Raw genomic sequence first — 14,679 nt, 5'->3', positions numbered from 1 at the left:
GGGCCCTACGGCGACTACTACGTGTGGGCCGACGACGACAAGGCCTACGCCGACGCCCGCATCATCTTCGTCGACACCGAGCCCTCCAACTGGACCTACGACCCGGTCCGGGGGCAGTACTACTTCCACCGCTTCTTCTCCCACCAGCCGGATCTCAACTACGAGAACCCGACCGTCCAGGAGGAGATCCTCTCGGCACTGAGGTTCTGGCTGGACCTGGGCATCGACGGCTTCCGGCTCGACGCGGTGCCGTATCTGTATGCGGAGGAAGGCACGAACTGCGAGAACCTTCCCGCGACGCATGAATTCCTCAAGCGGGTGCGGAAGGAGATCGACGCCCACTACCCGGACACGGTGCTGCTGGCGGAGGCGAACCAGTGGCCGGAAGACGTCGTCGACTATTTCGGCGACTACCGCAGCGGCGGCGACGAATGCCATATGGCGTTCCACTTCCCCGTGATGCCGCGGATCTTCATGGCCGTGCGCAGGGAGTCGAGATACCCGGTCTCGGAAATCCTCGCCAAGACCCCGGCCATTCCCTCCGGCTGCCAGTGGGGCATTTTCCTGCGCAACCACGACGAGCTGACCCTGGAAATGGTCACCGACGAGGAACGCGACTACATGTGGGCGGAATACGCCAAGGACCCCCGCATGCGCGCCAACATCGGCATCCGGCGCAGGCTGGCCCCCCTGCTGGACAACGACCGCAACCAGATCGAACTGTTCACCGCCCTGCTGCTGTCGCTGCCGGGCTCGCCGATCCTGTACTACGGCGACGAGATCGGCATGGGCGACAACATCTGGCTCGGCGACCGCGACGCCGTCCGCACCCCCATGCAGTGGACGCCGGACCGCAACGCGGGATTCTCGTCGTGCGACCCGGGACGGCTGTATCTGCCGACCATCATGGACCCGGTCTACGGCTACCAGGTGACGAACGTCGAGGCGTCGATGTCCTCGCCGTCCTCGCTGCTGCACTGGACCCGGCGCATGATCGAGGTCCGCAAGCAGAACCCCGCCTTCGGACTCGGCACCTACACCGAGCTGCAGTCCTCCAATCCGGCCGTGATCGCCTTCCTCCGTGAATACGAGGACGATCTCGTCCTGTGCGTGAACAACTTCTCCCGTTTCGCGCAGCCGACGGAACTCGATCTGCGGAGATTCACCGGACGCCATCCCGTCGAGCTGTCCGGCGGGGTACGGTTCCCGGCCATCGGTGAGCTCCCGTACTTGCTGACCCTCGGGGGCCACGGCTTCTACTGGTTCCGGCTGCGCAAGGACGCCGCCTGAGAGCCCGGGCGGGGCGGTTTCCGCCGTCCCGCCCGGGGCACGCAGAAGTAACACCCCGACCGCCCGGGGAAAGGACGCGACGCCATGTCGGAAGCCGTCACCCGTACCGTTACCACTTCGCCCGGCCTCCTTGCGTCACTGGACCCACTGCTGCGGGAGTGGCTGCCGCGGCAGCGCTGGTTCGCGGGCAAGGGGCGTCCCGTCACCGGGTTCTCGCAGGTCGCGGCCACCGAACTGCTGCCGCCCGGCGGCAAGCTGGGCCTGTACCACCTGCTGGTGCGCGCCCATCAGCCCGTCGCCCCCGTGGCGGGCGCGCCCGAGCAGCCCGCGGACTGCTACCAGCTCCTCATAGGGGATCGCGAGGCATTGCCGCCACGGCTCGCGCCCGCGCTGATCGGACATGTGGCCGAGGGCCCGCTCGCCGGCCGCACGGTGTACGACGCCCTGTACGACCCCCGTCCGAGCGAGCTGCTCCTGGAGGCGCTGCGCACCGGGGCCCGCGTCGGCGCGCTGCGCTTCGACCGGGACGGGAGCCAGGAGATCCGGTCCGCCCTGGTGCCGCGCCTGGTCACCTCCGAGCAGTCGAACTCCTCGGTCGTCTACGGCGATACGTTCATCCTGAAGCTGTTGCGCCGGGTCGTGCCCGGCGTCAACCCCGATCTGGAGCTGCCGCTCGCGCTGGCCCGCGAGGGCTGTGACCGGGTGCCCGCGCCGACGGCGTGGTTCCATGCCGACCTGGCGGGCGAGTCGTACGTCCTGGGAGTGCTCCAGCCGTTCGTGCAGGGCGCGGCGGACGGCTGGGAGCTGGCGCTGCGCGAGCTGGCCAAGGGCGAGGACTTCGCCGCCGAGGCGCGGGCGCTGGGGCGCGCGACCGCCGAGGTGCACTTGGCGCTGGCCCGTACGCTGCCAACCGTGACCCTGGGGCACACACAGGTGCAGCAACTCGTCGACGGCATGGTCGAGCGGCTGGCGGCGGCCGCGCAGGCGGTGCCCGCGCTGCGGCCGTACGCGCCCGGTCTGCGCTCCGCCTTCGAGGCGCTGGCCCGCCTCGCCGCCGAGGGCAGCACCTGGACCGCCCAGCGCATCCACGGCGATCTGCACCTCGGGCAGTGCCTGCGCTCGCCCGGCGGGCCCTGGTGGCTGATCGACTTCGAGGGCGAGCCGTCGAAGCCGCTGGCCGAGCGGCGGATGCCGCAGCCTCCGGTGCGGGACGTCGCGGGCATGCTGCGCTCCTTCGACTACGCCGCCCACTCGGCCGCCCTGCCGGTACCGGGCTGGGCGGACGCCTGCCGGGCGGCGTACTGCTCCGGGTACGCGCAGGTCAGCGGGGTCGATCCACGGACCGATCCGGTGCTGCTGCGCGCGTACGAGACCGACAAGGCGGTCTACGAGGTCGTCTACGAGGCCCGGCACCGCCCCGACTGGCTGTCCGTGCCGATGTCCGCGATACACCGGCTCGCCGCGGACGCCGGCACCTCAGCTCCCTCCATCCCTTCATCCCCACCCTCGCCTAGGAGGCCCCGCCCGTGACCCCCCGCACCACTCCCTCCAGCGGTTCGGAACCCCAGAAGGCGGCCGAGCAGTCGGCCGAGAAGAAGAGCGTCGCCAAAAAGGCGACGACCAAGGCCGCGGAGGCCGCGGAGGCCGTGAAGAAGGGGACGGCGAAGAAGACGACGGCGGCGAAGGCCGGCGCGGCGAAGAAGACCGCCGCCAAGAAGGCCCCGGCGAAGAAGGCCGCCGCGAAGAAGGCGGTGCCCAAGAAGGCCGGTGCGAAGACGACCACGGCATCGAAGACCGCCGCCAAGAAGGTCCCCGCGCAGAAGGCGGCGGCGCCCAAGAAGATCCCGGCACAGAAAGCGGCCGCCCGGAAGGCCCCGGCGAAGAAGCTCGGCCCGGACAAGATCACCTCGCCGAGCGCCGCTCCGCCGCCGGAGGCGCCCGTCGCCGTCTCGCCCGCCCTCGACGCCGCCGACCGCGACCGTCTCCTCGCCGGCACCCACCACGACCCGCACTCCGTCCTCGGCGCGCATCCGGTCCCCGGCGGCGTCGCCTTCCGCGCCTTCCGGCCGTACGCTCTGTCGGTGACCGTCGTGGCCGGGAACCTGCGGGCGGAACTGCACGACGACACGGAGGGGTTCTTCTCGGGGCTGCTGCCGCTGCGGGAGGTGCCGGAGGGCTACCAACTGCTCGTGACGTACGAGGGGACGGTGCAGGAGACCGAGGACGCGTACCGCTTCCTGCCCGCGCTGGGCGAGCTCGACCTGCATCTGATCGGCGAGGGCCGGCACGAGGAGCTGTGGCGGGCGCTCGGCGCCGAGCCGATGACGCACCAGGGCGTGACCGGCACCCGCTTCACGGTGTGGGCCCCGAACGCACGCGGCGTCTGTCTGGCCGGCACCTTCAACTTCTGGGACGGCACCGGCTATCCGATGCGCTCGCTCGGCGGCTCCGGGGTCTGGGAGCTGTTCGTGCCCGAGATTGGCGAGGGCGAGCTGTACAAGTTCGAGATCACCCGGCCGGACGGTTCGAAGACACTGCGCGCGGACCCGCTGGCCCGCCGCACCGAGGCCCCGCCCAACACGTCGTCGATCGTGCACGCCTCGCGGTACGAGTGGGGTGACGCGGCGTGGCTGGAGCGCCGGGGGACGGTCCCGACACACGAGGCGCCCTTCTCCGTCTACGAGGTCCATCTGCCGTCCTGGCGCCCTGGACTGACCTACCGTCAACTGGCCGAACAGCTCCCCGCCTATGTCAAGGACCTCGGCTTCACCCACGTCGAGTTGATGCCGGTCGCCGAGCACCCCTTCGGCGGCTCCTGGGGCTACCAGGTCACCGGCTTCTACGCGCCCACGGCCCGCCTCGGCACCCCCGACGACTTCAAGTACCTGGTGGACTCCCTCCACCAGGCCGGCATCGGCGTGCTGATGGACTGGGTGCCTGCGCACTTCCCGCGCGACGACTGGGCGCTGGCGGAGTTCGACGGGCGTCCGCTGTACGAGCACGAGGACCCGCTGCGCTCCGCGCACCCCGACTGGGGCACGCTGGAGTTCGACTTCGGCCGGCGCGAGGTGCGCAACTTCCTGGTCGCCAACGCCCTGTACTGGTGCGAGGAGTTCCACATCGACGGGCTGCGGGTGGACGCCGTCGCCTCCATGCTCTACCTGGACTACTCGCGCGAGCCGGGGCAGTGGGTGCCGAACGAGCACGGCGGGCGGGAGAACCTGGACGCGGTGGCGTTCCTGCAGGAGATGAACGCGACGGTGTACCGGCGGGTGCCCGGGGTGGTGACGATCGCGGAGGAGTCGACCGCCTGGGACGGAGTGACGCGCCCGACGCACGTGTCGGGCCCGGGCGGCTTCGGTGGGCTGGGCTTCGGCCTGAAGTGGAACATGGGCTGGATGCACGACTCGCTGCAGTACATGGCGAAGGAGCCGGTGCACCGCAAGTACCACCACAACGAGATGACGTTCTCGATGGTGTACGCGTACAGCGAGAACTACGTACTCCCCATCTCCCACGACGAGGTCGTGCACGGCAAGCGCTCCCTGGTGTCGAAGATGCCGGGCGACTGGTGGCAGCAGCGGGCCAACCACCGCGCGTACCTGGGCTTCATGTGGGCGCACCCCGGCAAGCAGCTGCTCTTCATGGGCCAGGAGTTCGCGCAGGGCGCCGAGTGGTCGGAGGCGCACGGTCCGGACTGGTGGCTGCTGGACCCGGCGTACGGGGCGGAGCCGGACCACCGAGGGGTCCGAGACCTGGTCCGCGACCTCAACACCGTCTACCGCCACACCCCGGCCCTCTGGCAACGGGACACGGACCCCTCCGGGTTCCAGTGGGTGGTGGGTGACGCGGCCGACGACAACGTCTTCGCGTTCCTCCGCTACGACGCGGAAGGGGCTCCGCTCCTGGCGGTCTCGAACCTCTCACCGGTCGTGCGGCACGAGTACCGCCTCGGGGTGCCGGACGACGTCCCGGCGTGGCACGAGACGGTGAACACGGACGCGGCGAGGTACGGCGGCGGCGACGTCACCAACCCCGACCCTCTCAAGCCGGAGCCGACACCCTGGCACGGCCGCCCGGCCAGCATCCAGCTGACCCTACCGCCCCTGGCAACCCTGTGGCTCCGCCCGGCGTAGCTTCCTCGCCCCCGCCGCCCCTACTCATCCCATCCTGAAGGCGCTCCGCCCCTGCGACCGACCCCGCCAGGGGACTCCGCCCCCTGGACCCCCGCTCCTCAAACGCCGGAGGGGCTGACCAACCAGCCCCTCCGCCACTTGAGAAGCAGCCCACCCCATCCCCACCCCGCCACCCAGCAGGGGGCGCCACCCTCCAACGCCGGCGCAGACCGCCCGGTGTTCGAGGACAAGGTCCCGCCATCCCCAGCCCGCACAACCCAACCCACCCAACACTTGACGACAAGGCCCTACCGCCCCGAACCCCCACCCACCCACACAGAGCGCCCCCTCCAGCCCCGGCCCGCACAATCCAGCCCGTCCGGCGTTTGAGGACAAGGCCCCTTCAGGGCCGGAGCGGGGGGCTGGGGGCCGCAGGCCCCCAGGGGACGGGAATGGGTAGGGGCGGCGGGGGCGAGACCCGTTCAGGTGGTGGACAACGCCCTCGGCAGCCGGCCCGTGTGCAGCACACCGAGTCGCTGTGTCGCCCGGGTCAGGGCCACATACAAGTCACTCGTGCCGTACAACCCCGGCTCCACCACCAGTACCGAGTCGAACTCCAAGCCCTTCGCCTGGCGCGGATCGAGGAGGACGACGGTTTGGGTGAGGTCGGGGTCGGCGCCCGCCGTCACCCCGTCCAGTCGCGCCGCCAGCTTGCGGTGCAGATGACGCGGGGCGATGACCGCGAGCCGACCCTCCGCGGGGGTCAGTTCCCCGACCGCCTTGGCGACGGCCTCCGGGAGGTCGTCGGTGGCGCGGATCCATGGCCGTACGCCCGTCGAGCGCACCGAACTCGGCGGTTCGAAGCCGGGGTTCTCGGCGCGGACCACCGCCGCCGCGACCTCCATGATCTCGGCCGGCGTGCGGTAGTTGACGCCGAGGCGCGTGTGCTCCCAGCGGTCCTCGACGTACGGCTGCAGGATGCCCGACCAGGAGCCGACACCCGCCGCCTCCGCCGTCTGCGCCGGGTCACCCACCAGCGTCATCGAGCGGGTCGGGCAGCGCCGCATCAGCAGTCGCCACGCCATCGGCGACAACTCCTGCGCCTCGTCCACGATGATGTGCCCGAACGCCCAGGTGCGGTCGGCCGCCGCCCGCTCGGCGGCGCTGCGGTGGTCGTCCTCCTCCTGGCGCTCGGCGAACCGCTCGGCGTCGATGATGTCGTGCGCGGAGAGCACCTCCGAGGCATCGGGATCACTGTCCTGCTTGTCCTCGAACTCGTAGGTCCGGGACGCGTACGACACGTCCAGCACGCCCTGCGCGTACGCGATCTGGGTCTCCCGCTCGCGTTCCGCCCGCGCCCGCACCAGCCGGTCGTCCTCGCCCAGCAGTTCCGCCGCCTCGTCCAGCAGCGGCACGTCCGCCACGGTCCACGCCCGCGTCACCGGCCGGCGGATCGCGGCCGCGTCCTCGTCGGGGAGGTAGCCCACGGGATCGGCGAGGAAGTCCGCGAGCAGGCGCTGCGGGGTCAGCCGGGGCCACAACTGGTCGATCGCCGCCCACACCTCGGGGTTCTCGGCGAGCTCGTCGCGGATCTGGGTGATGTCGCTCGCGTCGAGGAGGCTGCCGCCGTCGTACGGGTCGGTGCCGACCCGCTCGGCGTACAGCTCGGTGAGGGTGTTGAGGATGTGCCCCTCGAAGTGCTCCCGCGCCGCGTTGTGCGGCAGCCGCGCGGCCCGGGTCTTCTCGCGCGCGACCTGCACCAGGCCATCGTCGAGCATCAGGACCTCGCGGTCGTGTTCGATCGCGATCACCGGGTCGGCCAGCGCCTGCCAGTCCCGTACGACCTCGGCGAGCACGTCCGCCATGTCGGCCCGCCCCTTCACCGCGGCCGCCTCCCGGCTGTCGGTCGCCGTCGCCCGTACGCCGGGGAACAGCTCACCGACCGTGGCCAGCAGCACGCCCGTCTCGCCCAGCGAGGGCAGGACCTCGCCGATGTAGCCGAGGAAGGCGGGGTTGGGGCCGACGATCAGCACCGCGCGTTTGGCGAGCAGTTCGCGGTGCTCGTACAACAGATACGCGGCGCGGTGCAGGGCGACCGCCGTCTTGCCGGTGCCCGGGCCGCCCTCCACCACCAGCACCCCGCGGTGCGGCGCGCGGATGATCTCGTCCTGCTCGGCCTGGATGGTCTGCACGATGTCGTGCATACGGCCGGTGCGCGCGGCGTCGAGGGCGGCGAGCAGCACCGCGTCACCGGTCGGGTCCTCGTGTCCGGTCCGTTCCTGGTCGCCCAGGTCGAGGATCTCGTCGTGCAGGGCGGTGACGGTACGGCCGCTGGTGGTGATGTGCCGACGGCGACGCAGCCCCATGGGGGTGTGGCCGGTGGCCAGGTAGAAGGGGCGGGCGACGTCGGCGCGCCAGTCGATCAGGATCGGCGTGCGCTCGGCGTCGTCGGTGCGCAGGCCGATCCGGCCGATGTGGTGGGTGATGCCCGAGGAGAGGTCGATGCGGCCGAAGCACAGCGAGCCGTCCACGGCGTTCAGCGCGGCGAGCAGCCCCGAGCGCTCGGCGACGAGGATGTCCCGCTCCAGCCGGGCCTGCATGGGCGTGTTGCCCTGGGCGAGGGCGTCCGTGACGGAGTCCTCGGTGTCGCCGCGCAGTGCGTCCACGCGCGCGTACAGGCCGTCGATGAATTCCTGCTCGCGACGCAATTCACCGTCGTGAAATTCGGTGTTTGACAATTCCGCTCCCGCCCGGATATACTGCGTTCAGTGAACTTCTCCGCGATCCATATAGATCGAGCACTATTGGAAGTCGCGAACCATTGAATATACGCAGAGAAATCCCCCGAGCGCAATTGCTCGAGGGATTTTTCCGTATTCGGGCGAGGTCGCAGCGAGATCAGAGCACCTCGGACAGCTCCTCCAGCAGCCGCCGCTTGGGCCGCGCCCCCACCATCGACCTCACCGGCTCACCGGCGCGGAACACCATGAACGTCGGCATGGAGAGCACCTTGTAGGCGTTCGTGGTCAGCGGGTTGGTGTCCACGTCGAGCTGCACCACCTTCAGCCGCCCGCCCTCCTGTGCGGCCAGCGAGGTGAGCACCGGCCCCATCTGCCGGCACGGCGGACACCAGTCGGCCGTGAACTCCACCAGCACCGGCAGCTCCGATCCGATCACCTCCGCCTCGAAGTCCGCGTCCGTCACCTCGGCCACGCCCGCCGCCTTGATCACAGCTCCTGCCCTCCCAGTTCGCACAACGGTGGTTCCCCTTCGGCCATCGCAAGGCGCAGGCCGATCTTGGCCCGCACGGCCCGCAACTCCCCGATCAGCGCGTCGAGTTCGTCCAGCTTGCGCCGGTAGACCGCGAGCGAGGCGGGACACGAGTCGCCCTCCGGGTGCCCGGCGCGCAGGCACTCCACGAACGGCCGGGTCTCCTCCAGGTCGAACCCGAAGTCCTGCAACGTCCTGATCTGCCGCAGCAGCTTCAGATCGCGCTCGTCGTAGCTCCGATAGCCGTTTCCGCTGCGCCGCGCGGGCAGCAGCCCCCGCGACTCGTAGTAGCGCAAGGTGCGCGTCGTGGTTCCGGCCCGCGCGGCCAGCTCGCCGATTCGCATGCGTACGAACGTAATCCTTGACGCCGACGTCAGGGCAAGCGTGGCAGCAGGGGCTTCGTCCGCACCGGGGAGGACAGCACGATCGACGTCGTCGTACGGCCCAGCGCCGAAGTCTGTTCCAGGATCTCCTCCAGATGGACCGTGTCCTCGACGGCGACCTTGAGGATCCAGCAGTCCTCGCCGACGACGTGGTGGACCTCGGTGATCTCCGGGCGCTCGATCAGCTCCAGGGTGCGTGGGTGGCGGAGGTTGTAGCCGCCGTGCGGATTGACCCGGATGAACGCCTGGATGCCGTAGCCGAGCCGGGCCGGGGCGACGTGGGCGCCGTACCCCGTGATCGCGCCCGCCGCCTCCAGCCGCCGTACGCGCTCGGTGACGGCCGCCGGGCTGAGCCGCACCCGGCGGCCCAGCTCGCTCAGCTTGATCCGGCCGTCGGTCTGGAGCAGCTCCAGGATCCGCCGGTCCAGGGCGTCGTAGGCCACCGAGGTTTCGCCGGTGGCCGGGCGCAGATGCCGTCGTTCTTTCGGCGAGGTTGCCGGATCTCCCATGTCTTCCCCTTCAGGACGCGGTGCGAGGCTCGGAGAATTATGGTCATGCGAAGGGCACGAGAGGTACTGGTCATCGGCGGCAACCGCTATTTCGGCAAGCGGCTGATCGCGCGTCTGCTGGCCGCCGGAGACGGGGTGACGGTTCTCAATCGCGGATCGTCGGCGCCGCCTCCGGGCGCGGTTCACCTTGTCGCCGACCGGAACGACGAGAAGTCCCTCACGGCGGCGCTGGGTTCACGGACCTTCGACGCCGTGGTCGACCAGGTCTGCTACACCCCGCGCCAGGCGGAGACCGCCCGCCGGGTCCTCACCGGCCGCACCCGGCGTTACGTGCTGACATCGACGGTGGAGGTGTACGAGTACGAGGACTCGATCGCCCCCGTGCGCGAGTCGGACGTGGATCCGCTGGGCGTGGCCGTTGATCTCGGACTCCCTTGGGACGACCCGGAGTTCCTCGACGCCCGCTACGGCGAGGGCAAACGGCAGGCGGAGGCCGTCTTCGCCGCCGACCCGGCCTTCCCCTGCACGGCCGTGCGCGTCGCCCATGTACTGGGCGGGGACGACGACTTCACGGGCCGTATGACCCACTACGCGAGCCGCATCCGCGCCGGTGGGCCGATCACCGTACCCGTGGTGAACCATCCGGCGACGTACATCCATGTCGAGGAGATAGCCGACTTCCTCTTCTGGGCGGTGGGCCAGGACTTCACGGGCCCGGTCAACGCCGCCTCCCACGGCCTGCTGACCACCGAGGAGCTGTGCTCCGCGATCGCCGCGCGCATCCCGGACGGCCGGACCGTCTTCCGGCAGGTCGAGGTCGGCGCGACCTCGCCGTTCTCCTTCACCCGCGGCTACGCCATGGACAACTCCCGTGCCACGCGGCTCGGCTTCCGCTTCACGCACGCCCGGCAGTGGCTTGCGAAGGCCGTCGCCGAGACCCTCGGAAAGGACGCCGACTGACATGCGCCACCGCACTCTGGGCCCCCACCGCGTGAGCGCGATCGGCCTCGGCGTGATGCCGCTGTCCATCGAGGGCCGCCCCGACGAGCGGCGCGCCCTGGCCACCGTGCACGCCGCACTGGAGGCGGGGGTGACCCTGCTGGACACGGCGGACTCGTACCATCTGCCGGGCGCCGAGCCCGGTCACAACGAACTCCTCGTCGCCCGCGCACTGGCCACGTACGGCGGCGACACCGACGGCGTGGTGGTGGCCACCAAGGCCGGCCGCGGCAGACCGGCCGACGGCAGCTGGACGGTCAACGGCGACCCCCGCCACCTCAAAGCGGCCGCCGAGGCCTCGCTCCGGCGGCTCGGCACAGCGGAGATCGGGCTGTACCAGTTGCACAAGCCCGATCCGGCCGTCCCGTTCGAGGAGTCGGTCGGCGCCCTGCGCGAGCTCCTCGACGAGGGCAAGATCCGCCTGGCCGGCGTCTCCAACACGGACTCGGACCAGATCCGTACGGCCCACCGGATCCTCGGCGACCGGCTGGTCTCGGTGCAGAACCAGTACTCGCCCGCAGTACGGGACAGCGAGGCCGAACTGCGGCTGTGCGCGGAGCTGGGACTGGCGTTCCTGCCGTGGAGCCCGTTGGGCGGTATCTCGCGCAGTGCGCTGGACGGGCCGTCGCGGACGGAGGGCGAAGGACGCTTCGGCGCCTTCCACGCCGTGGCGCACGAGCGCCGTGTCAGCCCTCAGCGGGTGTGCCTGGCCTGGCTGCTGGCGCGATCCCCGGCAGTGATCCCGATTCCTGGAGCGAGCCGTCCGGAGTCGATACGAGACTCGGCGGCCGCGGCGGACCTGGTGCTCGGCGCGGAGGAACTGGCACGGCTGGACGGTACGGCCGCGCCGGTCGGTTGATGCCCGCCGACTCGGCCGACCGGGGCCAGGCCGGGCGAGGGGCCCGGGGAAGGCAACCGGGGTGACCGGGCACGTGCGTCGGGAGCACCCCGTTCCGCGAACCGTTCGTGGCCACGCCGGCCGCGGCAGAATCCGTGGGAGACGCCGGCCGATCAGTTCGTGGGCGTGTGCGGGGCCGGCGACGAACCAGCGCTCCAGGGCGAGGCGAAACACGCCCTGGCCTGCCTGGCCCGCCTCCCCTCGGACGGACGGCCTGCATCAGGGCCTTCAGCGTGCCGTGCGAGCCGGGCGGGCGGCGGGGCGAAGCAGTGCGGTGGGCGGGGCGGGAGGCCGCTTGGCGAAGGGGTGGACCAGTTCCCCGGGCCTGCCTTCACTCCTCCGGTGTGCCCGCCGCGGCGAACCACTCCCGGGCCGCCTCCGGACGCCCGGTGAGCAGCAGGAGCAGGCCGGCGATCGGGCCGCGGACCTCCTCCTCGCCCTCGCCGCGCGTCCACTCGATGTCCGTGGCGACCAGCCGGGCGTGCGGGAGCGGCCAGGGGCGGGGCGGGAACCGCATGGTCCACACCCGGTCGGCGGCGTCGCGGGCGGCGGCCGGGGGCACCGGGCGGGCGCGGCCCAGCGCGAGGGCGATGTCCTGGCCGTGGACCAGGATGTCGAGGAGGGGTTCGCGGGGGCTGGTGGTGGGCGCGAGGTTGCGCGAGCCGATGATCGAGCGGAGGTTGGCGACGATCTCGCCGACGGGCAGCCGGGCCTCGCGCACCGCCGAGTCATGGATCATCCGGTTCCAGTTGCCCCGGGCCCGGACCATCTCCCGTACGCCGTCCCGGTAGCTGAAGCGCGGCGCCATGGTCAGATGCGCGGCCACGTCCCGGACTCGCCAGTCCCCGCGGGGCGCTGCGCTCGCAGGGGGCAGGAGTTGAATGCGGGGCGAGGTCGCGCCCCTGCAAGGGGGAAGGGGTTGTATCAGTGGGCGGCTCTGCCGAGCGGGCGCGGCCAGCCACGGTCGACCCGCAGTAGGTGAACAAGCCGCAGGCGGCAGTTCCTGAATCGTCCGAACCCAGCGGAGCGCCTCGCCGGGTACGACGACTTCACGCCCGCCCAGGCCCGGGTCCTGCAGCGCATCGGCCCGAACGGCACACGCCTGACCGAGCTGGCCGAGCAGGCCCAGGTCACCAAGCAGACCGCGGGCTTCCTGGTCGACCAGTTGGAGAAGGCGGGCTACGTACGCCGGATGCCGGACCCGACCGAGCGGCGGGCCCGGCTGGTGTGCGGGGCAGAGAAGGCCTGGGCGGCGAAGGAGATCGCCGACGCGGTGGTCGCGGAGGTGGAGAAGGAGTGGGAGGAGCACCTCGGCAAGCGCCGGATGAGGCAGTTGCGGGAGGCGTTGACGCTCCTGCGGGACATCACCGACCCGTGGGCACAGGAGACCTGACCCGAACGGCCGGATGCCCGGCCCCGGTTCAGGCGGGGCCGGGCATCCGGAGAAAGAGGGGGGCCAAAGGGGCCTTGAGGGGCCTTCTTGGGCGCGGGGCTGTTTCGATTTGCGGCTCCGCCGCGTGGGCGCGACCAGCCACGAACCACCCGCAGTCAACAGCTCACCGCACCCCCGAGCTCCCTTCGGCTCTCCCAGCGGAGCGCTTACGCCTTGGCGAGTTCCTTCTCCCCACCAGGCTCCGACACCTCGGCCGCCGCACCACCACCGTGACCGTCGTCGTCCAGCAGCGTCTTCTCGTCGAAGGGCAGGTGCCCGGCGAGCACCTCGTCGACCCGCTCGCGGTCGATCTCCTTCGTCCAGGTACCGATCAGCACCGTGGCCACGGCGTTGCCCGCGAAGTTCGTCAGCGCACGGGCCTCGCTCATGAAGCGGTCGATGCCGACGATGAGGCCGATGCCGTCCACCAGGGCGGGCTTGTGCGACTGGAGACCGCCCGCGAGGGTGGCCAGGCCCGCGCCCGTCACACCGGCCGCGCCCTTCGAGGCGACCAGCAGGAACAACAGCAGCGGGATCTGCTCGCCGACCGACATCGGCGTACCCATGGCGTCGGCGATGAACAGGGACGCCATGGTCATGTAGATCATGGTGCCGTCGAGGTTGAAGGAGTAGCCGGTCGGGACGGTGATGCCGACCACCGGCTTGCTGACGCCGAGGTGCTCCATCTTCGCGATCAGGCGCGGCAGCGCCGACTCGGAGGACGAGGTCGACAGGATCAGCAGGAACTCACGGCCCAGGTACTTGAAGAGCGAGAAGACGTTGAGGCCGGCGACGATCCGCAGCAGTGCGCCGAGCACGATGAAGATGAACAGGATGCAGGTGACGTAGAAGCCCAGCATCAGCACGGCGAGGCTCTTGAGCGCGTCCAGTCCGGCGGAGCCGGTGACGGCGGCGATGGCGCCGAAGGCACCGATCGGCGCGGCCCACATCACCATGCCGAGGATGCGGAAGACGAGCCGCTGGATGTGCTGCACTCCGCGCAGGATCGGCTCCCCGGCCGAGCCCATGGCCTGCAGCGCGAAGCCGGCGAGCAGCGCGATGAGCAGGGTCTGCAGGACCGATTCCGAGGTGAAGGCGGAGATCATCGTGGTCGGGATGATGCCGAGCAGGAACTCAGTGGTGTCCTTGGCCTCGGCGTCGACCTGCGCGTGCCCGACATCCTTGACGGCGTCGGTCACCGCGAGGCCGGTGCCCGGCTCCAGGATGTTGCCGACGACGAGGCCGATGCCGAGAGCCACCAGCGACATCGCGAGGAAGTAGACCAGGGCGATTCCGCCGACGGCGCCGACCTTGGCCGCCTTCCGCACCGATCCGATGCCGAGCACGATCGTGCAGAAGATGATCGGCGAAATCATCATCTTGATCAGGCTCACGAAGCCCGAACCGATGGGCTTCAGCTCGACCGCGAAGTCGGGTGCGGCCAGGCCCACGGTGATACCCAGGGCCACGGCGATGATCACCGCTATGTAGAGGTAGTGCGTGCGATCCCGCTTGGCGACGGGTGCGGCAGGTGCCGTATCGGGGGAACTGGCGGCGGCCACGGCTGCCCTCCTTGACGTCTTCGTCGGTATCACCGGCGTGCGGCTCACGTCCGGGGTGGGGGGTTCGGCTGGCGAGCCCCGGGGGGACGGGGTCGTACTTCAGCGATGCGGTGACTATCTCCCGCCGTGTGAGGGCGGTCACCCTTCCGTTCATTTAGTTCACCGGCTCTCTGCGGGGAGACCTTGAAGCGAATACATGTGCCCGCATGCGCTGACCAGGG

At 70.7% G+C, this 14,679-nt stretch carries 10 protein-coding genes and 2 pseudogenes; 6 read left to right on the top strand and 6 right to left on the bottom strand.

Annotated features, from left to right (window positions below):
* From treS to glgB, 3 genes are all read left to right on the top strand, one after another.
* Nucleotides 1-1,290 (top strand): maltose alpha-D-glucosyltransferase (gene treS, locus ACP4J3_RS47235; protein WP_426543818.1); only part of this gene is annotated, 1,290 nt, incomplete at its 5' end.
* An 84-nt stretch (nt 1,291-1,374) separates the two neighbouring features.
* On the top strand, nt 1,375-2,820 hold the full coding sequence (locus ACP4J3_RS47230) for a maltokinase N-terminal cap-like domain-containing protein (RefSeq protein WP_426543816.1): 1,446 nt from the start codon (nt 1,375-1,377) through the stop codon (nt 2,818-2,820).
* Nucleotides 2,817-5,426, top strand: a complete 2,610-nt coding sequence (glgB, locus tag ACP4J3_RS47225) for a 1,4-alpha-glucan branching enzyme (RefSeq protein WP_426543814.1) — start codon at nt 2,817-2,819, stop codon at nt 5,424-5,426. The genes ACP4J3_RS47230 and glgB overlap by 4 nt, the downstream gene beginning before the upstream one ends.
* A 461-nt stretch (nt 5,427-5,887) precedes the next feature.
* On the opposite strand, the gene ACP4J3_RS47220 is transcribed toward glgB, so the two are convergent.
* The 4 genes from ACP4J3_RS47220 to ACP4J3_RS47205 form a co-directional block, all read right to left on the bottom strand.
* A complete protein-coding gene (locus tag ACP4J3_RS47220) occupies nt 5,888-8,113 on the bottom strand; it encodes a HelD family protein (protein WP_426543820.1) in 2,226 nt (741 codons plus the stop codon).
* 190 nt (nt 8,114-8,303) lie between these two features.
* Nucleotides 8,304-8,636, bottom strand: a complete 333-nt coding sequence (locus ACP4J3_RS47215; RefSeq protein WP_426543812.1) for a thioredoxin family protein — start codon at nt 8,634-8,636, stop codon at nt 8,304-8,306.
* Nucleotides 8,633-9,019 (bottom strand): MerR family transcriptional regulator, encoded by a 387-nt coding sequence (locus ACP4J3_RS47210; RefSeq protein WP_426543810.1) that lies wholly within the window; start codon nt 9,017-9,019, stop codon nt 8,633-8,635. The genes ACP4J3_RS47215 and ACP4J3_RS47210 overlap by 4 nt, the downstream gene beginning before the upstream one ends.
* 29 nt (nt 9,020-9,048) lie before the next feature.
* A complete protein-coding gene (locus ACP4J3_RS47205; protein WP_426543808.1) occupies nt 9,049-9,567 on the bottom strand; it encodes an Lrp/AsnC family transcriptional regulator in 519 nt (172 codons plus the stop codon).
* Between the two features lie 45 nt (nt 9,568-9,612).
* Between ACP4J3_RS47205 and ACP4J3_RS47200 the strand changes: the two genes are divergently transcribed.
* Both ACP4J3_RS47200 and ACP4J3_RS47195 read left to right on the top strand, forming a co-directional pair.
* A complete protein-coding gene (locus ACP4J3_RS47200) occupies nt 9,613-10,527 on the top strand; it encodes an NAD-dependent epimerase/dehydratase family protein (RefSeq protein ID WP_426543806.1) in 915 nt (304 codons plus the stop codon).
* Between the two features lies 1 nt (nt 10,528).
* A complete protein-coding gene (locus ACP4J3_RS47195) occupies nt 10,529-11,425 on the top strand; it encodes an aldo/keto reductase (protein WP_426543804.1) in 897 nt (298 codons plus the stop codon).
* Between the two features lie 370 nt (nt 11,426-11,795).
* On the opposite strand, the pseudogene ACP4J3_RS47190 reads toward ACP4J3_RS47195, so the two are convergent.
* A pseudogene (locus ACP4J3_RS47190) lies at nt 11,796-12,347 on the bottom strand (maleylpyruvate isomerase family mycothiol-dependent enzyme); the annotation flags it as partial.
* 144 nt (nt 12,348-12,491) lie between these two features.
* Here ACP4J3_RS47190 and ACP4J3_RS47185 point away from each other — a divergent pair.
* A pseudogene (locus ACP4J3_RS47185) lies at nt 12,492-12,857 on the top strand (MarR family winged helix-turn-helix transcriptional regulator); the annotation flags it as partial.
* A 206-nt stretch (nt 12,858-13,063) separates the two neighbouring features.
* Here the strand turns inward: ACP4J3_RS47185 and ACP4J3_RS47180 are convergent.
* Nucleotides 13,064-14,458 carry a cation:dicarboxylate symporter family transporter gene (locus tag ACP4J3_RS47180; protein WP_426543802.1) on the bottom strand — a complete coding sequence of 465 codons (1,395 nt, stop codon included), beginning with the start codon at nt 14,456-14,458 and terminating at the stop codon, nt 13,064-13,066.
* Nucleotides 14,459-14,679: the final 221 nt, after the last annotated feature.

This window comes from Streptomyces sp. UG1, from assembly GCF_049974585.1.
Classification (GTDB): Bacteria; Actinomycetota; Actinomycetes; order Streptomycetales; family Streptomycetaceae; genus Streptomyces.
The sequence above is the reverse complement of the archived record's forward strand: the minus strand, read 5'-3'. Positions and strand labels throughout refer to the sequence as shown.